The organism is Nonomuraea sp. B1E8 (assembly GCF_039871515.1).
In the GTDB taxonomy this organism is placed as follows: Bacteria; Actinomycetota; Actinomycetes; order Streptosporangiales; family Streptosporangiaceae; genus Nonomuraea.
Genome location: NZ_JBDPLS010000011.1, coordinates 291,545 through 310,382, shown reverse-complemented (window position 1 = coordinate 310,382; position 18,838 = coordinate 291,545). Strand labels below are relative to the sequence as shown.

General features: G+C 72.5%; 20 protein-coding genes. 16 read left to right on the top strand and 4 right to left on the bottom strand.

Annotated elements, in window-relative coordinates:
* The first annotated feature begins 30 nt into the window (after window positions 1-30).
* The 3 genes from ABGA98_RS32715 to ABGA98_RS32705 are packed head-to-tail and all read left to right on the top strand — an operon-like array spanning window position 31 to window position 1,758.
* The gene (locus ABGA98_RS32715) at window positions 31-414 is read left to right on the top strand and encodes a metalloregulator ArsR/SmtB family transcription factor (RefSeq protein ID WP_347622264.1); all 384 of its coding nucleotides are present in this window, start codon (window positions 31-33) and stop codon (window positions 412-414) included.
* On the top strand, window positions 411-578 hold the full coding sequence (locus ABGA98_RS32710) for a hypothetical protein (protein ID WP_347622263.1): 168 nt from the start codon (window positions 411-413) through the stop codon (window positions 576-578). The genes ABGA98_RS32715 and ABGA98_RS32710 overlap by 4 nt, the downstream gene beginning before the upstream one ends.
* Entirely contained in the window at window positions 565-1,758 is a 1,194-nt protein-coding gene (locus tag ABGA98_RS32705; protein WP_347622262.1) for a PrsW family intramembrane metalloprotease, read from the top strand. The genes ABGA98_RS32710 and ABGA98_RS32705 overlap by 14 nt, the downstream gene beginning before the upstream one ends.
* Before the next feature lie 117 nt (window positions 1,759-1,875).
* Here ABGA98_RS32705 and ABGA98_RS32700 read toward each other — a convergent pair whose 3' ends face one another.
* On the bottom strand, window positions 1,876-2,862 hold the full coding sequence (locus ABGA98_RS32700; RefSeq protein WP_347622261.1) for a COX15/CtaA family protein: 987 nt from the start codon (window positions 2,860-2,862) through the stop codon (window positions 1,876-1,878).
* Between the two features lie 104 nt (window positions 2,863-2,966).
* Here ABGA98_RS32700 and ABGA98_RS32695 point away from each other — a divergent pair, with 104 nt between their 5' ends.
* From ABGA98_RS32695 to ABGA98_RS32665, 7 genes are read left to right on the top strand one after another with little or no spacing between them, the layout of a single operon-like run.
* Entirely contained in the window at window positions 2,967-4,124 is a 1,158-nt protein-coding gene (locus tag ABGA98_RS32695; protein WP_347622320.1) for an FAD-binding oxidoreductase, read from the top strand.
* On the top strand, window positions 4,121-4,363 hold the full coding sequence (locus ABGA98_RS32690; protein WP_347622260.1) for a (2Fe-2S)-binding protein: 243 nt from the start codon (window positions 4,121-4,123) through the stop codon (window positions 4,361-4,363). The genes ABGA98_RS32695 and ABGA98_RS32690 overlap by 4 nt, the downstream gene beginning before the upstream one ends.
* Entirely contained in the window at window positions 4,360-5,811 is a 1,452-nt protein-coding gene (locus ABGA98_RS32685) for an FAD-dependent oxidoreductase (RefSeq protein WP_347622259.1), read from the top strand. Before ABGA98_RS32690 ends, ABGA98_RS32685 begins: the two co-directional genes overlap by 4 nt.
* A 13-nt stretch (window positions 5,812-5,824) precedes the next feature.
* Window positions 5,825-6,826 (top strand): proline racemase family protein, encoded by a 1,002-nt coding sequence (locus ABGA98_RS32680; protein WP_347622258.1) that lies wholly within the window; start codon window positions 5,825-5,827, stop codon window positions 6,824-6,826.
* Entirely contained in the window at window positions 6,823-7,803 is a 981-nt protein-coding gene (locus ABGA98_RS32675; RefSeq protein WP_347622257.1) for a proline racemase family protein, read from the top strand. The genes ABGA98_RS32680 and ABGA98_RS32675 overlap by 4 nt, the downstream gene beginning before the upstream one ends.
* On the top strand, window positions 7,800-8,744 hold the full coding sequence (locus tag ABGA98_RS32670) for an ornithine cyclodeaminase family protein (protein ID WP_347622256.1): 945 nt from the start codon (window positions 7,800-7,802) through the stop codon (window positions 8,742-8,744). Before ABGA98_RS32675 ends, ABGA98_RS32670 begins: the two co-directional genes overlap by 4 nt.
* 14 nt (window positions 8,745-8,758) lie before the next feature.
* Window positions 8,759-9,427, top strand: a complete 669-nt coding sequence (locus ABGA98_RS32665; protein WP_347622255.1) for a GntR family transcriptional regulator — start codon at window positions 8,759-8,761, stop codon at window positions 9,425-9,427.
* 364 nt (window positions 9,428-9,791) lie between these two features.
* Here the strand turns inward: ABGA98_RS32665 and ABGA98_RS32660 are convergent, their stop codons facing one another.
* Window positions 9,792-10,712, bottom strand: coding sequence for an EamA family transporter (locus ABGA98_RS32660; RefSeq protein WP_347622254.1), 921 nt, complete (start codon window positions 10,710-10,712; stop codon window positions 9,792-9,794).
* Between the two features lie 113 nt (window positions 10,713-10,825).
* Here ABGA98_RS32660 and ABGA98_RS32655 point away from each other — a divergent pair, with 113 nt between their 5' ends.
* Window positions 10,826-12,034: an MFS transporter gene (locus ABGA98_RS32655; protein WP_347622253.1), complete on the top strand. Its 1,209-nt coding sequence runs from the start codon at window positions 10,826-10,828 to the stop codon at window positions 12,032-12,034.
* Window positions 12,035-12,082: 48 nt separating this feature from the next.
* Here the strand turns inward: ABGA98_RS32655 and ABGA98_RS32650 are convergent, their stop codons facing one another.
* Together ABGA98_RS32650 and ABGA98_RS32645 are read right to left on the bottom strand one after the other, a co-directional pair.
* The gene (locus ABGA98_RS32650; RefSeq protein WP_347622252.1) at window positions 12,083-12,847 is read right to left on the bottom strand and encodes an ABC transporter permease; all 765 of its coding nucleotides are present in this window, start codon (window positions 12,845-12,847) and stop codon (window positions 12,083-12,085) included.
* A 29-nt stretch (window positions 12,848-12,876) separates the two neighbouring features.
* Window positions 12,877-13,785 carry an ABC transporter ATP-binding protein gene (locus ABGA98_RS32645; protein ID WP_347622251.1) on the bottom strand — a complete coding sequence of 303 codons (909 nt, stop codon included), beginning with the start codon at window positions 13,783-13,785 and terminating at the stop codon, window positions 12,877-12,879.
* Window positions 13,786-13,968: 183 nt separating this feature from the next.
* On the opposite strand from ABGA98_RS32645, the gene ABGA98_RS32640 reads away from it, so the two are divergent.
* The 5 genes from ABGA98_RS32640 (at window position 13,969) to ABGA98_RS32620 (ending at window position 18,835) form a co-directional block, all read left to right on the top strand.
* A complete protein-coding gene (locus ABGA98_RS32640; protein WP_347622250.1) occupies window positions 13,969-15,195 on the top strand; it encodes a multidrug effflux MFS transporter in 1,227 nt (408 codons plus the stop codon).
* A 91-nt stretch (window positions 15,196-15,286) separates the two neighbouring features.
* The gene (locus ABGA98_RS32635) at window positions 15,287-15,985 is read left to right on the top strand and encodes a metalloregulator ArsR/SmtB family transcription factor (protein WP_347622319.1); all 699 of its coding nucleotides are present in this window, start codon (window positions 15,287-15,289) and stop codon (window positions 15,983-15,985) included.
* Window positions 15,982-17,394, top strand: a complete 1,413-nt coding sequence (gene sufB, locus ABGA98_RS32630) for a Fe-S cluster assembly protein SufB (RefSeq protein ID WP_347622249.1) — start codon at window positions 15,982-15,984, stop codon at window positions 17,392-17,394. The genes ABGA98_RS32635 and sufB overlap by 4 nt, the downstream gene beginning before the upstream one ends.
* Window positions 17,394-18,518, top strand: coding sequence for a Fe-S cluster assembly protein SufD (gene sufD, locus ABGA98_RS32625; protein ID WP_347622248.1), 1,125 nt, complete (start codon window positions 17,394-17,396; stop codon window positions 18,516-18,518). Before sufB ends, sufD begins: the two co-directional genes overlap by 1 nt.
* Entirely contained in the window at window positions 18,515-18,835 is a 321-nt protein-coding gene (locus ABGA98_RS32620) for a non-heme iron oxygenase ferredoxin subunit (RefSeq protein WP_347622247.1), read from the top strand. The genes sufD and ABGA98_RS32620 overlap by 4 nt, the downstream gene beginning before the upstream one ends.
* Window positions 18,836-18,838 lie beyond the last annotated feature (3 nt).

Sequence of the window (18,838 nt, the reverse complement as noted above, 5' to 3'; positions counted from 1 at the left end):
CGGGCCCGTTCCCGTTCTTATAGTGCACATATGAATAGCTCTTCAGGTGTTATCACGGGTCTGGACGGCTGCACGGTGCAGGAGCCGGACGCCGCCAGGGTCGCGGCCACCCGCGACCGGCTCGTGACGCCGGAAGAGGCCGCCCGCCTGGCCGAGTTGTTCCGCCTGCTCGGGGACCCGACCCGGGCCCGCCTGCTCTACGCCCTGCTGGAGGCGGGGGAGTTGTGCGTGTGCGACCTGGCCGACGCCGTCGAGGTGACCGACACGGCCGTCTCCCACGCGCTGCGCCTGCTGCGTACGGCGGGGATCGTGGCCAGCCGCAGGGCCGGGCGGATGATCTACTACCGGCTGGCCGACGCCCATGTCCGCATGCTGCTCGACCTGAGCCGGGAGCATCTGAAGGAGGCCGGATGAGCGGAGATCATCACGGCCTGGCCCGCCTGCTGCACGAGCGCTTCGAGATCGGCCACACCACGCTCCAGGCCGATCACGGCCTGCCCGGCCTCGACCCGCACTGTTCCGACCCGCACGGACCCCGGCACTCTGATCCGTTAAGGTCACCCTATGGCGACCCGTGATCCACGCTGGGTGTTCAAGGACCGCCCATCGTTCGCGTTGATCATCGGGCTGGTGCTCACCGGCATCTGCGCACTCGTCTCGTTCTCGTTCGACGTGGTGTTCAACGGCGCGCCGGTGCAGTTCTTCATCGCCCTCATGCTCGCGCTGGCGCCGGTGCCGCTGCTGCTGGCCGCGGTGCTGGCGCTCGACCGGATGGAGCCGGAGCCGCGCAGTAACCTGATCTTCGCGTTCGCGTGGGGCGCGGGCATCGCGGTGCTGGTCGCCGGCGTGGTCAACTCGCTCAACCTGCACTACATCATCGACACCGCCCGCCTGTCGGAGGCCAGTGCCCGCAACATCGCGGCCACGTTCGGCGCGCCCGTGGTGGAGGAGACGATGAAGGGCCTGGTGCTGCTGGGCCTGCTCAGGTTCCGCAGGGCCGAGCTCGACGGGCCGACCGACGGCGTCATCTACGCGAGCATGGTCGGCCTCGGCTTCGCCATGAGCGAGAACGTCAGCTACTACATCGCCGCGCTGTCCGGCTCGGGCGTCAAAGGGCTGGCGGTCACGGTGGTGCTGCGCGGCATCCTGTCACCGCTCGCGCACCCGCTGTTCAGCTCCATGATCGGCGTCGCGGTCGCCTACGCGGCCCAGCGCGCCGGCGGCGACCGGATCTTCCCCGTCCTGGCCGGCTGGTCGGCCGCGATGATCCTGCACGGCCTGTGGAACGGCCTGGCCTCCTACGGCGGCTTCCCCGGGCTCGTGGTGGCCTACCTGACGCTGCTGGTCGTGCTGGTCGTGCTCATCGGCGTGGTGTTCAGGGACCGGCGGCGCATCGTCGCCCTCATCCAGCGCTATCTCCCGCCCTACGAGCCGACCAAGCTGGTCACCCAGGCCGACATCTACATGTTGTCGGCGTTCACCAGGCGGCGGCAGGCCAGGCAGTGGGCCAAGGCCCACGGCGGCAAGCGGGGGCTGCGCGCGATGCGCGACTACCAGCTGGCCGCCACCGAGCTGGGCCTGCTGCATGAGCGGGCGGCCCGCCACGTGGTCGACGAGCAGACCTTCCACGAGGAGCAGCGGGCGCTGCTGGAGTGCATGAGCACCGCCAGGGCGGACTTCCCGGCGCGGTCGGTGCACGCCGGCTCGGTCGCCAGGGGTTCACCGCCGCCGGGCTACGCCCCCGGCGCTCGCGGCTGAGGCTGGGTGCGTCCGGCGCGGTGGTGTGCGGAGCGCGGCGGACGTTTCCGTGCAAATCACGCCTGCGTCAGGGCGGGGGAGTGGCGGACCTAACACCCCAAATCCCGGCTTATCCCCTCAGACGGCGGCGTGCGCCGCGGTGGGGGAGGGGCCTGCCGAGGCGGCCTCAGGGGAACGGGTGCGCAGCGAGGTGACCACCCTCAGCGCGGCGATCCAGACCAGGGTCGAGCCGAGGACGTGCAGCAGGACCAGCATGGCGGGCACGGCGAGGAAATACTGGGTGTAGCCGATCAAGCCCTGGGCCAGCTCCACCGCGAAGAGCGCCAGGGCCGCCCGGCGCGCGGGGCGCGGGGCGTTGTTCACGTGCAGCGCGAACGCCAGCGCGAACGTCAGCCCCACCACGACGTAGGCGATGTCGGCGTGGATGCGCGCCACGGTCTCGATGTCCAGGTCGAAGCGGGAGGCCATGGCGTCGCCCGAGTGCGGCCCCGTGCCGCTCACCACCACGCCGGCCACCAGCAGCACGAACACCGCCGCGAGCAGCACGTGCCCGAGCCGCCTGATGTCGCGGTGCGTCACCCGGCGCGCGGGGGCGTCGCCCTCGCCCGCGCGGGCGTACAGCACCCAGCAGGCGGCGATCAGGCCGCTGGAGATCAGGAAGTGCATGCCGACCGTGAACGGGTTGAGCATGGTGGTGACCACCAGCCCGCCCCACAGCGCCTGGGCCACGATGCCGACCGGCTGGAGCCAGGCCAGCAGCACCAGCGAGCGCCTGCGCGGCGTCATCCGCAGCGCGGAGAGCACGCACGCGACCCCCACGGCCAGCACCAGGAAGGTGAGCAGCCGGTTGCCGAACTCGACGGCCATGTTGAGCGGTGAGACCTCGGGGTGCGCGACCGGGATGAAGCTGTCGGGCGTGCACCTCGGCCAGGTCGGGCAGCCCAGCCCGGAGCCGGTGACCCGCACTCCCGCGCCCGTCACCGTGATGCCCGCGTTGACCACCACGGACGCCATGGCCCAGCCGCGCATCGACCTCTCGGTGGGCGCCCAGAAGGAGAACAGGCGGCGCACAAGGGGGTGGGGATGGTCCGTGGGTAGCTTCACGTATCGATGGTAAGGGCCGGGCGGGCCGGTCCCTGGAACGGGGCTTCTCAAGGCTGCTGGGTATGTGACATATTACTGCTGGGAGGTGGTGGCGCTTGTCCGACGTGATCGTCGTCGGCGCCGGCGTGGTGGGAGCGGCCTGCGCCTACTACGCCGCACGGGCGGGACTCGACGTGACCGTGATCGACCGTGGGCCCGTGGCGGGCGGCACGACCGGATCGGGCGAGGGCAACGTCCTGGTGTCCGACAAGGAACCAGGGCCCGAACTGGAGCTGGCCGTCCTGTCGAACCGGCTGTGGCGCTCGCTGGCGGAGCGGCACGGCGGGAACGGCGGGTTCGAGTTCGAGGCCAAGGGCGGGCTCGTCGTCGCCGAGACCCCCGAGGTCCAGGAGCGGCTCGCCGACCTCGCCGCCGGACAGGCCGCCGAGCATGACGTCGAGCACACCCTGGTGCCCGCAGGGTCGCTGCGCGACTACGAGCCGCACCTCGCCGGCGACCTGGCAGGCGGCGTGCACTACCCGCAGGACGCCCAGGTGCAGCCCATGCTGGCCGCCGCCGCCCTGCTCAGGCACGGGGCGCGCAGCTTCGGCCGCGGCACTTTGCGCCTGCGGCTGGGCGCCGCGGTGACGGCGGTCACGCGTTCCGGCGGCCGGGTGACGGGCGTCCGCACCTCGCGGGGCGACGTCCGCGGCGGCGCGGTGATCAACGCGGCGGGCACCTGGGGCGGCGAGGTGGCCGCGCTGGCGGGCGTCGACCTGCCGATCCTGCCCAGGCGCGGGTTCATCCTCGTCACCGAACCCCTGCGCGAGCCGCTGATCAGGCACAAGGTCTACACCGCCGCCTACGTCACGAACGTCGCCAGCGACTCGGCGGGGCTGGAGACGTCCGCCGTCGTCGAGGGCACCCCGGCGGGGACCGTGCTCATCGGGGCCAGCAGGGAACGGGTCGGCTTCGACCGGACGACGTCGGTGCCGGTGCTCGCGCGGCTGGCCGGGCAGGCGGTCGCGCTCTTCCCCGCGCTGCGCGAGGTGCGGGCCATCAGGTCCTACTGCGGGTTCCGGCCGTACTGCCCCGACCACCTGCCCGTCATCGGCGCCGACCCGCGCCTGGCCGGGCTGTACCACGCGTGCGGGCACGAAGGCGCGGGGATCGGGCTCGCCCCCGCGACCGGGCACCTGCTCGCCCAGCTCATCGCCGGTCAGAAGCCCGACCTCGACCTGAGCCCCTTCCGGCCCGGACGTTTCTCCGAGGAGGACCAGTGACGTTCCACATCACGGTCGACGGCCGGTCCGTGCCGGTCGTCCCCGGGCAGACGATCGGCGCGGCCCTGCACGCGGCCGGCGTGCGGTCATGGCGCAGCACCCGCTTCGGCGGGCGGCCCAGAGGGCTGTTCTGCGGGATCGGCGTCTGCTTCGACTGCCTGATCTCCGTCAACGGGCGGGCGCCCGAGCGGGCCTGCCTCCTGGAGGCCACGCCCGGGGACGAGGTGACGACGTCGTGACGTACGACCTCGTGGTGATCGGCGGCGGGCCGGCGGGGGTCGCGGGCGCGCTCACGGCGGCGCGGGCGGGCCTGCGGGTGGCGCTCGTGGACTCCGGGGCCCGGCTCGGCGGCCAGTACTTCCGCCACTCCGCCGTCCCGGGCGCGGAGCCCGGGCTCGGCCGGTTCCTGCGCCAGGGCCGGGCCCTCGGCGAGCGTGCCGACGTGCTGCTGCGGCACCAGGCGTGGAGCGCCGCCCGCGAACCGGACGGGACCCTGGTCGTGCACTGCGTGACGCGGTCATCCCCGGCTCGGGACGGAAGGGCGGGTGAGCTGCCGGTCGCTCTCCGGGCGCGGCGGCTGCTCATCGCCACCGGCGCGCACGACCGGCCACTGCCCTTTCCCGGATGGGACCTGCCCGGCGTGCTCACCGCGGGCGGCGCGCAGGCGCTGCTCAAGGGCAGCGGCGTCGTGGCCGGCCGGCGGATCGTCGTCTCCGGCACCGGGCCGTTCCTGCTCCCCGTGGCCGGCGGGCTGGCCGGGGCGGGGGCGCGCGTGCTCGGCGTGTTCGAGGCCGGCAGCGGGCTCGGGCTGGCCAGGCGGCCGCTCCTCGCCCTGGACAAGGCAGGCGAAGCGGCACAGTACGCGGTGGCCCTGGCCCGGCACCGGGTGCCGTACCGCACGCGCCAGGCGGTGGTCGCGGCGCACGGCGAGCGCGAGGTGGAGGCCGTCACCGTGGCCCGCCTCGACGAGGGGTGGAACATCCTCGCCACCCGCGTCGTCGCGTGCGACACCGTGGCCGCCGGATACGGTTTCGTGCCGCAGATCGAGCTGGGCACACAACTCGGCTGCCAGACCCGGCACGACGTGGACGGCAGCCCGGTGCTCACCGTGGACGCCGCCCAGCGCACCACCGTCCCCGGCGTCTGGGCGGCGGGCGAGCCCACGGGGGTCGGCGGGTGGCGGCTGTCCGAACTGGAGGGCCGCATCGCCGGCCTGGCCATCGTGGCCGGCTCCCGGACGGCGCCCGAGGCGGCCGGGGTGCCCGCGGTGCCGGGGGTGCTCGCGGTGCCGGGGGTGCTCGCGCGGCGGCGGGCGCGGTGGCGGGCGTTCGGGGAGGCGCTGCAGCGGGCCTACCCCGTCCAGCCGGGCTGGCAGGGGTGGCTGCGCGACGACACGCTGGTGTGCCGGTGCGAGGAGGTGCCGCTGGCCCGCGTACGCGAGGCGCAGGACCTCGGCGCGACCGACGCGCGCTCCATCAAGTCGCTGGCCCGGCCGGGCATGGGCTGGTGCCAGGGCCGCATCTGCGGATACGCCGTCTCGTGCCTGGCAGGGGAGCCGCCGCAGCCGCCCCGCCGCCCCATCGCCCAGCCGGTCACCCTCGGCGCGCTCAGCGAGAGCGGCGAGGCGACCGGTCCGGCTCCCGCGGACGATCCACCCCCTCACCCGAACCCCCGGAGGACCTCGTGACGGAAGGGCTGCAATGAGGACCAAGCGCGTTTTCCACGCCGTCGACTCCCACACCGAGGGCATGCCCACGCGCGTGATCACCGGCGGCGTGGGCGTGATCCCCGGCGCGAGCATGGCCGAGCGGCGCGTCTACTTCCGCGACCACCTCGACCACGTCCGCACGCTGCTGATGACCGAGCCGCGCGGCCACTCGGCGATGAGCGGCGCCATCCTGCAGCCGCCCACCCGGCCGGACGCCGACTGGGGCGTGCTGTTCATCGAGGTGTCAGGGCTGTTGCCGATGTGCGGGCACGGCACCATCGGCGTGGCCACCGTGCTCGTCGAGACCGGCATGGTGGAGGTCACCGAGCCGGTCACCACCGTGCGCCTGGAGGTGCCCGCCGGGCTGGTGGCGGTGGACGTGGCCGTCGAGGACGGCATGGCCATGTCGGTGACGCTGCGCAACGTGCCCTCCTACTGCGACCGGCTGGACGCCGCCGTGACCGTGCCGGGGTTCGGGACGATCCCGTACGACCTGGCCTACGGCGGCAACTTCTACGCGATCGTCGACCTCGGCTCCTACGGCCTGCCGTTCGACCGCAAGGCCAAGAACGAGATCATCGCGGCCGGTCTGGCCACCATGGAGGCCGTCAACGCCGCCGACGAGCCCGTGCACCGCGAGGACGACCGCATCCGCGGCTGTCACCACGTCTATTTCGCCGCGCCCGGCTCCGACGCCCATCACTCCCGGCACGCCATGGCCATCCACCCCGGCTGGTTCGACCGCTCGCCGTGCGGCACCGGAACCAGCGCCCGCATGGCGCAGCTGCACGCCCGCGGCGAGCTGCCGCTCGGGCGGGACTTCGTGAACGAGTCGTTCATCGGCACCCGGTTCATCGGCCGGCTGCTGGAGGAGACCACCGTGGGCGGCGGCCCCGCGGTGGTGCCGTCGATCACCGGCCGCGCGTGGATCACCGGCACCGCCCAATACTTCCTCGACCCCCGCGACCCCTTCCCCGCCGGATTCGAGCTGTGAGCGGGGAGCCCGTGATCACGACGGTCGACTACCACACGGGTGGCGAGCCGTTCAGGATCGTGACCGGCGGCGTGCCCGAGATCCCCGGCTCCGGCGTGCTCGACCGCCGCTCCACGGCGATGGCGGACTTCGACCACGTGCGGCGGCTGCTGTGCCACGAGCCGCGGGGCCACGCCGACATGTACGGGTGCTTCCTGGTCCCGCCCGACGACCCCGGCGCGCGGTTCGGCGCGCTGTTCTGGCACAAGGACGGCTTCTCCACCGCCTGCGGCCACGGCACGATCGCGCTGGGCGTGCACGCGGTGCGCGAGGGCCTGGCCGACGCGGCTCCCGACGGCGAGACGGACGTGGTCATCGACGTGCCGTCGGGGCGGGTCACGGCGCGGGTGCGCTGCTCCGGGGGCCGGGTGCGGGGGGTGACGTTCGTCAGCGTGCCGTCGTTCGTGATCGCCCGCGGCGTGCCGGCCGGAGGGGTGACGGTCGACGTCTCCTACGGCGGCGCCATCTACGCCTCCGTGCCCGCCGCGGCGGTGGGGCTGTCCGTGGAGCCGTGGCACCTGCCCGCGCTCATCGGGCACGCCCGGCGCGTCAAGGCCGGCCTGGCCGGCCATCCCGCCTCCCGGCATCCCTCCGACGACCGGCTCTCCGGCGTCTACGGGGTGATCTTCTACGACGAGCTGCCCGACGTGGACGGCGTGGCGCACCAGCGCAACGTGGCGGTGTTCGCCGACGGGGAGGTGGACCGCTCGCCCTGCGGGTCGGGCACCGCCGCCCGGCTGGCGCTGCTGCACGACTCGGGGCTGCGCGGCCCGCTGATCCACACCAGCGTCGTCGGCAGCACCTTCCGCGCCCGGGTGGCCGGCGTCGCCGAGGGCGCGGTCGTCCCGGAGATCGAGGGCATGGCGTACCGGACCGGGCGGCACTCCTTCGAGCTCGATCCCGACGATCCGATGGGAACGGGGTTCACCCTGCGATGAGCACACTGCCGTACCTCGACGCCGCCACGCTGGAGCGGCTGGTGCCGCCCGGGCGGGCCGTGCAGGTTCTCGAGGACGCCCTCACGGCCGGGCTCGACCCGGAGGACACGCCGCAGCGGTCGGTCGTGGACGTGCCCGCCGGGCAACTGCTGCTGATGCCCGCCGCGGCCGGGCGGTACGCGGGGGTGAAGGCCGCCACCGTCGCGCCGGCCAACCCCGGGCGGGGGCTGCCCCGGATCCAGGGGACGTACCTGCTGCTGGACGGCGAGACGCTGGCCCCGCTCGCGGCCATGGACGGGATCGCGCTCACCTCGTTGCGTACGCCCGCCGTCTCGGCGCTGGCCGTCCGCCACCTGGCCGAGCCGGGAGCGCGGCGGCTGGTGGTGTACGGCAGCGGGCCGCAGGCGTGGGGGCACGTGGCGGCGTTGCGCGAGGTGGCGCCCGTCGCGGAGGTCACGGTCGTCGGGCGCGATCACGGACGCGCGGAGGCGCTCGCCGGGCACTGCCGCACGCTCGGGCTGGACGCGCGGGCGCTGACCTCGGCCGAGGACGGCAGGAGCCACGAGGCGGTGGCCGGGGCCGACCTCGTGGCCTGCTGCACCACCGCCAGGGAACCCCTGTTCCCCGGTAAGCTCGCCCGCGACGGCGCCACCGTCGTCGCCGTAGGGTCGCACGAGCCCGGCGCCCGCGAGCTCGACGGCGATCTCGTCGCGCGTGCCACCGTGGTCGTGGAGGCCAGGGCGGCCGCCATGGAAGAGGCGGGTGACCTGATCGTCCCGATCCGCCAAGGTACGATCACCACTGGTCATCTCGCCGGCAACCTCGCGGACCTGATCGCCGGAAGAGTGCTCACAGGGCCGGGGCCGCGCGTGTTCAAAGGCACGGGCATGGCGTGGGAGGACCTCGTGGTAGCGGCTGCCGCTTACGAGGCCTGGACGTAGGAGGGGGTGGCGGGATGCTCGCCGACGACCGGCTCGACCTGCCGATGGTGGGGGAGCGGCAGAGCCTGCGGGAGCAGGTCGCTCATGCGCTGCGCGCCGCGCTGATCACCGGTGAGATGCGGCCGGGAGTGGTCTACTCCGCGCCGGTGCTGGCCGCCCAGTTCGGCGTCTCGGCCACGCCCGTCCGCGAGGCCATGCTCGACCTGGCCAAGGAGGGCCTGGTCGAGGCGGTGCGCAACAAGGGTTTCCGGGTGACCGAGCTGTCCGACCGCGATCTCGACGAGCTCACCGAGATCCGCCAGCTCATCGAGGTGCCCACGGTGGCCAGGCTGGCCGACAGCGCGCGGGCCGAGGAGTTCGAGCGGCTCAGGCCCACCGCCGAGGAGATCGTCTCGGCCGGCGAGCGGGGTGACCTGCTGGCGTACGTCGACGCCGACCTGCGCTTCCACGTCGAGCTGCTGGCCCTGTGCGGCAACGCCCACCTGGTCTCCGTGGTGCGCGACCTGCGCACCAGGGCCAGGCTCTACGGGCTGTCCCAGCTCTCCGAGCGGGGTTCCCTGGCCGATTCGGCCAGGGAGCACCTGGCGCTGCTCGACGCGCTCAAGAGCGGCGACGCCGCCGCCGTCACCCAGATCATGGAAGAGCACATCGGTCATGTACGCGGCATCTGGGCCGAGCACTGAGCCCGATAATCCGGTTAACCCGCGATCCGAGCGGTAAGTTCCGACATTTAGGGATCGTGTGCTCCCCGATCGAGGTAACCTCGATGCGGGCCGGCTGAGCGGCGCCTCGCGCGGGCGCCCGGCGGCCCTGTCGTCCCGGTCCATCGGACCACCGGACCACGCCATCCCCGCCGCCGGGCGGTGGCGTCAGCCTGGTCACGCGGACTCCCGCACTCCGCTGACCTTCACCGGGCTCGGCACACCCGCCCACCGAGGCCGAGCCCCCCGCCGCGCGCCCGAGACCCCATCCCACGGGCGCGCGGCGGCCCGTCTTGCAGGCCCGTCTTGCAGGCCCGTCTCGTGGGTCCGTCTCGTGGGGCCGCCGCTATTTCGCGCGGCCGGCCATCCGCGTCGAGCCGAGGCTCGCGGCCACGATGCAGATGATCGCCGCCCACTGCTGCACGTGCAGGAACTCGCTCAGCAGCAGCACCCCTATCAGCGCCGCCGCGGCCGGCTCCATGCTCATCAGGATGCCGAACACATGCTTGGGCATGCGCCGCAGCGCCCGCAGCTCCAGCGAGTAGGGGATCACCGACGACAGCAGCCCCACGCCGAGCCCGATCAGCAGCAGCTCGGGCTGGAGCAGGTCCGTCCCGCCGGTGGTGATCCCGACGGGCGCGATCATCACGGCCGACACGATCATCGCGAACGACAATCCGCTCGTGCCGGGAAAACGTTGCCCGGCCGCCGCCGACAGCAGGATGTATCCGGCCCAGCAGGCCCCCGCCAGCATCGCGAAGGCGATCCCCGCCCAGCTCACCGACGCCGACTCTCCCCACGGCGCGAGCAGCACCACGCCCGCGCCGGCCAGGCCCACCCACAGCAGGTCGATCCTGCGCCGGGAGGCCGCCACCGCCACGCCCAGCGGCCCGAGGAACTCGATGGCCACGGCGATTCCCATCGGCAGCCGTGACAGGGCCTCGTAGAAGGTCAGGTTCATCACCGCGAGCGTCACGCCGAAGCCGATGCCCAGCGCCCAGTCACGCCCGGCCAGCCCTTTGAGCCGCGGTCTGACGAACGCGCCCAGGATGAGCGCCCCCGCCGCGATGCGCAGGAACACCACCGCGCTCGGCGGCAGCGCCGCGAACAGCTGTTTGGCGAATCCGGCGCCGAGCTGCACGCTGAAGATCCCCAGCAGGACGAGGCTGGAGGGCGGTATCGAGTCGGCGGCGGCGCGCAGCACGCTGCCCGCCCGCGACAGGCCGGGGCGGCGATCGAACGGTTCGTCGAGGGCGAAGGCGGACACGGGATTCCTCACCTGTGAAGAAGGGCAACCCCAAGAGCCTACTGACGCCCTTCGACATTTGCCCACTTAGAGTGGTACACGATCGTTTAGTTAGGCGAACGAACTATGGACGTATGAGAGCCTCTGACCCCCCTGTGAGCATCGAGCGGCCGCCGGCGGCCCTGTCCGTGTCGTCGTTCGTCAGCAGCTTCGACCGCTTCGCCGTCACCCCCATGCTCGTGCTGATCGCCAGGGACCTGGACGTGTCCCTGTCGGCGTCCGTCACCGCCGCCAGCGGCTACTACCTGGCCTACGGGTTGTCCCAGCCGCTGTGGGGGCTGCTGTCCGACCGGTTCGGCAGGGTGCCGGTGATGCGCGGAGCGCTGCTCGGCGCGGCGCTGGCAGGGCTGGTCTCCGCCCTCATGCCCGTGCTCGGGGCGCTGGTGGCGGCCAGGATCGTCGCAGGGGCCTGCTTCGGCGCGGTGATCCCCACCGGCCTGACGTACGTGGGCGACACGGTCCGGGCGTCGGTCCGGCAGCGCGCGCTCACGGACCTGATGGCCGCCGCCTCCCTCGGCACCGCGCTGGCCACCGGCCTCGGCGGAGTGCTCGCCGGCCTGCTCGACTGGCGGGTGGCCTTCGTGGTGCCCGCCGCCTGCGCGCTGGCCTGCGCGTACGCGCTCCGCTCGCTGCCCGAGCCGCCCCGAGCCGGGCCCGCGGGCGCCGCGCGGGGCGTGGGCCGCCACCTGGGGGCGGTGCTCGGGCACGGATGGGCGCTGCTGGTGTTCGGGCTGGCGTTCGTCGAAGGGGCGATCCTGCTCGGCGTCATGCCCTTCCTGGCCACCGCGCTGGAGCACGCCGGGTTCGCCGCCGCCGTGGCAGGGCTCGCCATCACCGCGTACGGGCTGGGTCTGTGGGCGTTGTCCAAGCTCGTCAAGCGGCTGGTGGGACGCTGGCCCGCGCCGGTGCTGATGACGGTGGGCGGCGCGCAGCTGTGCGCCGGCTTCGCGATCGTGACCGTGCACGTGAGCCTGCCGACCGTGACCGTGACGGCGCTGCTGCTCGGCGGCGGCTGGTCGTTCCTGCACTCGTCGCTGCAGACGTGGGCCACCTCGGTGGTGCCGCAGGCCAGGGGGACGACGATCGCGTTCTTCGCCTCGGCGCTGTTCGTGGGCAGCGCGGCGGCGTCCTGGGCGGCCGGGCCGCTGGCCGACCACGGCAGGTACGCGCTGCTGTTCGGCCTGGCGGCGGGCGCGGCGGTCCCGCTGACCGTGGTGGCCGCGCTCGCCAGGCGCCGTTACGGAGCCCTCGGCCCCGAGGCGCCCCAGCCGCAACCGGAATGAGGCCCGGGCGGTCCCCGCCTCGCGGTCACCGCCGCCCGGGGCTCTCCTTCACTCCCAGCGGAAGGTGCGCGAGACCAGCCCCAGCGACAACACCGCCCACGCCGCCAGCACGGCCAGCGGGACGAGCGGCAGCGCCGCGCCCTGCGCGAGCACCGATCGCAGCCCGCCGGTCAGCGCCGAGATCGGCAGGATCTCCAGCACCGGCCGCATCCCCTCGGGGAACTTCGACAGCGGGAAGACCACCCCGCCGGCGCCCAGCAGCACCAGGTAGACGACGTTGGCGGCGGCCAGCGTCGCCTCGGCGCGCAGCGTGCCCGCCATGAGCAGCCCCAGGCCGCTGAACGCCGCCGTGCCGACGACGACGAGCAGCGCGGCGCTCAGGAACGACCCGTGCGGCCGCCACCCCAGCGCCAGCCCCACGGCCACGATCACGACGGCCTGGATGACCTCCACGGCCACGACGGCGGCCGTCTTGGCCAGCATGAGACCGGCTCTGGACAGCGGGGTCGCGCCCAGCCGCTTCAGCACGCCGTAGCGGCGCTCGAACCCGGTCGCGATGGCCTGGCCGGTGAACGCCGTGGACATGACGGCCAGGGCCAGCACGCCGGGCGTCAGGAAGTCGACCCGGCTGCCGCCGACGTCGATCAGCGGCATCATCGAGAACCCCGCCAGCAGCAACACCGGGAGGACCAGGGTGAGCGCCAACTGCTCGCCGTTGCGCAGGGTCGCGCGGACCTCGGCGCACGCCTGCGCGAACACCATGCGCGGGAACGGCGCCGCGCCGGGCGCGGGGGTGAGGTCCAGCGTGGTCATCGCGCCTCCAGCGGGTGCGGGCCGAGCGGTCATCGCAGCTCCCTGCCGGTCAGCTCCAGGAACACGTCTTCGAGGGTGCGGCGCTCGATGCGCAGGTCGTCGGCCGTGACGCCCTCGGAGGCGCACCAGGCCGTCACCGTGCCCAGCAGCTCGGGCCCGACCAGGCCCTCGATGATGTAGTGCCCGGCGGGTGACTCCTTGGCCGCGCTGCCCGTGGGCAGCGCGTTGAGCAGCTCTTCCAGGGCCAGCCCCGGCCGCGCCCTGAACCGCAGCTGGCGCTCGGCGCCCGTGAGCGAGGCGGGGCTGCCCTCGGCCACGACCCGCCCCCTGTCGATGATCGCGACGTGGTCGGCCAGCCGCTCGGCCTCGTCCATGTGGTGGGTGGTCAGCACCACGGACACGCCCGCGCCGCGCAGCTCGCCCACCAGATCCCAGCAGGCGTGCCTGGCCTGCGGGTCGAGCCCTGCCGTCGGCTCGTCGAGGAAGACCAGCTCCGGCCGCCCGACGACGGCCGCGGCCAGCGACAGGCGCTGCTGCTGCCCGCCCGACAGCCGCCGGTAGGGGGTGCGTACGTGCTCCGTCAGCCCCAGCCGGGCGAGCAGCGCGTCCGTGTCGAGGGGACGGGCGTAGAAGCGGGAGACCAGGCGCAGCCACTCGGCGCAGCGCATCGCCGGCGGCACGCCGCCCGCCTGCAGCATGACTCCCACGCGCGGCCGCAGCTCGGGCAGCGCGGGCGCCAGGCCGAGCACTCTGACGGTGCCCGCGTCGGCCTCGCGGAAGCCCTCGCAGATCTCCACCGTGGACGTCTTGCCCGCGCCGTTGGGGCCGAGGACCGCGGTGACCGCCCCGCGTTCGGCGCGGAGCGTGAGGCCGTCGACGGCGGTGGTGCCGCCATAACGTTTGACCAGGTCGATGATCTCGACGGCTGGGGAGTCCATGCCATGAGTTTAGGGACTGCGGCGGGCGGTCCCGGCCGCAGGTGAGCCCGGCCGGATCGGCGTTCCTCGTCCGGGTCATGGGATTCCCAAGAAATATCTGATGACCGGGAATCAGGAGAAGCCGGTGGTGGTTTGATCCATCGGCCCTCGTGGGCCACCGGTCCGCGAGGGAGAGGGGCATCCATGTCCGTGGCAGAGGCCACGTCCGCCGTCGTCGTTCATGAGCGAAGGAGCCGCCGCGGGCTGCTGCTGCTGATCCTCGGAGCGCTGTCGGCGATCGGGCCGCTCTCCATCGACATGTACCTTCCCGCGCTGCCCGCCATCACCTCCGAGATGCTGAGCGCCCCCGCGCAGGTGCAGCTCACCCTCACCGCCTGCCTCATCGGCGTCTCCGTCGGCCAGGTGATCGCCGGGCCGGTCAGCGACGTGCGCGGCAGGAGGGTGCCGCTGATGGTGGGCGTGGCCGGATTCATGGCGGCCTCGCTGTTGTGCGCGTTCGCGCCGTCGGTGCCCATGCTCATCGCGTTCCGGCTGCTGCAGGGCATGCTGGGCGGCGCGGCGCTGGTCATCGTGCGGGCTGTCGTGCGCGACCTTTACGACGGCGCCGCCATCGCCCGCATCTTCGCCACGCTCATGCTGGTGAGCGGCCTGGCCCCCATCCTGGCGCCGATCGCGGGCGCCCAGCTGCTGGCGTTCACGTCGTGGCGGGGCGTGTTCGTGGTGCTCAGCCTCATCGGCCTGGTGCTGCTGCTGGCCATGCTGGCGGGCGTGCGCGAGACGCTGCCCGCGGCCGAGCGCGAGAGCGGCGGCCTCAGGCACACCGTGCGCACGTTCTGGCGGCTGCTGCGTGACCGCCCGTTCATGGGCTCCGCCCTGACGGCCGGGCTGGCGTTCGGGGCGATGTTCAGCTACATCTCCGGCTCGCCGTTCGTGCTCCAGGAGGTGTACGGCGCCACGCCCCAGCAGTACTCCCTCATCTTCGGGCTCAACGCGCTCGCCCTCATCGTCACGGCCCAGCTGGGCGGCAGGCTGTCGGGGCGGGTGCCGCCGGCCCGGCTGGTGCTCATCGGGCTGGCCATCGGCCTGACCGGAGCCGCGCTGCTGTTGTCGGCCGCGCTCGCCGGGCTCGGCCTGTGGTACATCGTCGGCGGGTTGTTCGTCATCATGCTCGGCCAGGGTCTGGTGTTGCCGGGCACGGGCGCGCTGGCGCTGGCCTCGCAGCCCGCACAGGTGGCGGGCAGCGCCTCCGCGCTGCTCGGCGTGCTGCAGTTCGCGCTCGGCGCGGTCGCGGCCCCGCTGGTCGGGCTGGTCGGATCCGCCAGTGCCGTGCCCATGGCCGGTGTCATGCTGGCGCTCATCCTCGGCTCGGCCCTGACCTTCGCCGTCCTGGGCCGCCCGCAAGTTAGGTAAGCCTACCCTGCGTGAGAAATTGCATTCACCCCGTTTCCGGATCCGTTTGTGAAGCGGGAAGGAATTACGGCACACTGATGTTGTGAAAAACATGCACCTGAGCGAGCCCGGCAACGAGCGCGGCACCCGCGCCCGTGTCGCCAGGCTGATTCTGGAGCATGGTCCCGTCACGGCCGGAGCGCTCGGCGAGCGGCTCGGGCTCACGCCCGCCGCCGTCCGCAGGCACCTGGACGCGCTGCTGGCCGGCGGGATGATCGAGCCTCGCATGGCGCGCCCGCGCGGACAGCGCGGTCGCGGGCGGCCGGCCAAGCTGTTCGCCATCACCGACGCGGGGCGCAGCGCTTTCGAGCACGCCTATGACGACCTGGCCGGGAGCGCGCTGCGTTTCCTGGCCGAGCGCATGGGAGAGGAAGCGGTGGCCGACTTCGCCCGCTCGCAGGTCTCGAGCCTGGTGAGGCGGCTGGAGCCGGCCATGCGGACGGTGCCGGCGGACCAGCGCGTGCAGGTGCTGGCGCAGGCGCTGTCGGCGGAGGGGTACGCCGCCTCGGCCAGCAAGGCCAAATCGGGGGGCGACCAGCTCTGCCAGCATCACTGCCCGGTGGCACACGCGGCCGCGGAGTTCCCGCAGCTGTGCGAGGCCGAGACGGAGGCGTTCGCGCAGCTGCTCGGCGTCCCGGTGCAGCGCCTGGCCACGATCGCCCACGGCGACGGGGTCTGCACGACACACGTGAGCCCGCAGACGCTGGGCGAATCCGCACATAGAGACAAGAGCAAGGAGACCGGAAGGTGACTGTCACCGACCGCCCGGAGCTGGAAGGCCTCGGGAATTACAAGTTCGGCTGGTCCGACTCGGATGCCGCCGGTTCGACGGCCAGGCGTGGCCTGTCCGAGGAGGTCGTCCGCAACATCTCCGCGCTCAAGAACGAGCCGGAGTGGATGCTCGACCTTCGCCTGAAGGGCCTCCGCCTGTTCGGCAAGAAGCCGCTGCCGACCTGGGGCTCCGACCTCACGGACATCGACTTCGACAACATCAAATACTTCGTACGCTCGACCGAGAAGCAGGCCACGTCCTGGGACGAGCTGCCCGCCGACATCAAGAACACCTACGACAAGCTCGGCATCCCCGAGGCGGAGAAGCAGCGCCTCATCGCCGGCGTCGCCGCCCAGTACGAGTCCGAGGTCGTCTACCACAAGATCCGTGAGGACCTCGAGGAGAAGGGCGTCGTCTTCGTCGACACCGACACGGGCCTGAAGGAGCACGAAGACCTCTTCAGGGAATACTTCGGCTCGGTCATCCCGGTGGGCGACAACAAGTTCGCCGCGCTCAACACGGCCGTGTGGTCGGGCGGCTCGTTCATCTACGTGCCGCCGAACGTCGAGGTCGAGATCCCGCTGCAGGCCTATTTCCGGATCAACACCGAGAACATGGGCCAGTTCGAGCGGACCCTGATCATCGTCGACGAGAACAGCTACGTCCACTACGTGGAGGGCTGCACCGCGCCGATCTACTCCTCCGACTCGCTGCACAGCGCGGTCGTCGAGATCATCGTCAAGAAGAACGCCCGCTGCCGTTACACGACCATCCAGAACTGGTCCAACAACGTCTACAACCTGGTCACCAAGCGCGCCGTGGCGTACGAAGGCGCGACCATGGAGTGGATCGACGGCAACATCGGCTCCAAGGTCACGATGAAATACCCGGCCGTCTACCTCATGGGCGAGCACGCCAAGGGCGAGACGCTGAGCGTCGCGTTCGCCGGCGAGGGCCAGCACCAGGATGCCGGCTCCAAGATGGTGCACCTGGCGCCCCACACGAGCTCCAGCGTCATCTCCAAGTCGGTGGCGCGCGGCGGCGGCCGCACCTCCTACCGCGGTCTCGTGCAGATCGAGGAGGGCGCCCACGGCAGCGCCAGCACCGTCAAGTGCGACGCGCTGCTGGTCGACCAGATCAGCCGCTCCGACACCTACCCGTACGTCGACGTCCGCGAGGACGACGTGTCGATGGGGCACGAGGCCACGGTCTCCAAGGTCAGCGAGGACCAGCTCTTCTACCTCATGAGCCGCGGGCTCGACGAGGACGAGGCGATGGCCATGATCGTGCGCGGCTTCGTGGAGCCGATCGCGCGCGAGCTGCCCATGGAATACGCCCTCGAGCTCAACCGGCTGATCGAGCTGCAGATGGAAGGAGCCGTCGGCTGATGGGCCTGAACGAGAAGCCCCTGTCGACCCTGCACGAGAAGGCGTCCTACGAGCTGGCCGACTTCGCCGTCCCGACCGGGCGCGAGGAGGCGTGGCGGTTCACGCCGCTCTCGCGCCTGAAGGGGCTGCACAACGGCAAGGCCGAGATCACCGGCCAGGCGCTCACCCAGGTCTCCACACCTGCCGGCGTCACGGCCGAGTGGGTGGGGCGCGGCGACCCCCGCATCGGCCAGGCCTACGTGCCGGCCGACCGGGTCAGCGCGCAGGCCTACTCCGCCTTCGAGAAGGCGCTGGTCGTGACCGTGCCCAAGGAGGCCACGCCGGACGAGCCGGTCCGCGTCGAGGTGCGCGGCGGCGGCCTCGACGGCGCCACCTTCGGCCACATCGTGGTCAAGGTCGAGCCGCTCGCCGAGGCCGTGGTGATCATCGAGCACCAGGGGCACGCGGTCTACGCCGACAACGTCGAGTTCGTCGTCGGCGACGGCGCCACGCTCAAGGTCGTCAGCCTGCAGGACTGGGAGGACGACGCCGTCCACGTCTCCCACCACCACGCCCAGCTCGCCAAGGACGCGACCTTCCGCAGCTTCGTGGTGACGCTCGGCGGCGACCTCGTACGCCTGTCGCCCAGCGTGTCCTACACCGCCCCCGGCGGCGACGCCGACCTGTCGGGCGTCTACTTCGTCGACGCCGGCCAGCACCTTGAGCACCGCCTGCTCGTCGACCACTCGCAGCCCAACTGCAAGAGCAACGTCGACTACCGCGGCGCCCTGCAGGGCGAGGAGGCGCACGCCGTCTGGATCGGCGATGTGATCATCAGGGTGGAGGCCGAGGGCACCGACACCTACGAGCTCAACCGCAACCTCATCCTCACCGACGGCGCGCGCGCCGACTCGGTGCCCAACCTGGAGATCCTCACCGGCGAGGTCGCGGGAGCGGGGCACGCCTCCGCGTCCGGCCGCCTCGACGACGAGCACATCTTCTACCTCCAGGCCCGCGGCATCCCCTACGACGAGGCCCGCCGCCTGGTCATCAGGGGCTTCCTCGGCCAGCTCATCGAGAAGATCCAGGTCGAGGAGATCCGCGAGCGCGTGCTCAGCGCGGTGGAGGCGGAGCTGTCCCGATGACCGCATTCGAGAAGGTGTGCGCACTCGACGATATCCCCGACGGGGGAGTGATCGGCGTCGAGGTGGAGGAGACCCCCGTCGCGCTCGTGCGCAAGGGCGGCGAGGTCTTCGCCCTGCGCGACGTCTGCTCCCACGCCGAGGTGAAGCTCAGCGAGGGCGAGGTCTACGACGGCACGCTGGAGTGCTGGCTGCACGGCTCGTGCTTCGACGTCCGTACGGGCAAGCCCACGGGGCCGCCCGCGACCCGGCCGGTGAACGTATACACAGTCAAGATCGACGGCGATGACGTCCTCGTCTCGCTCTCGAAGGAGTCATAGAAG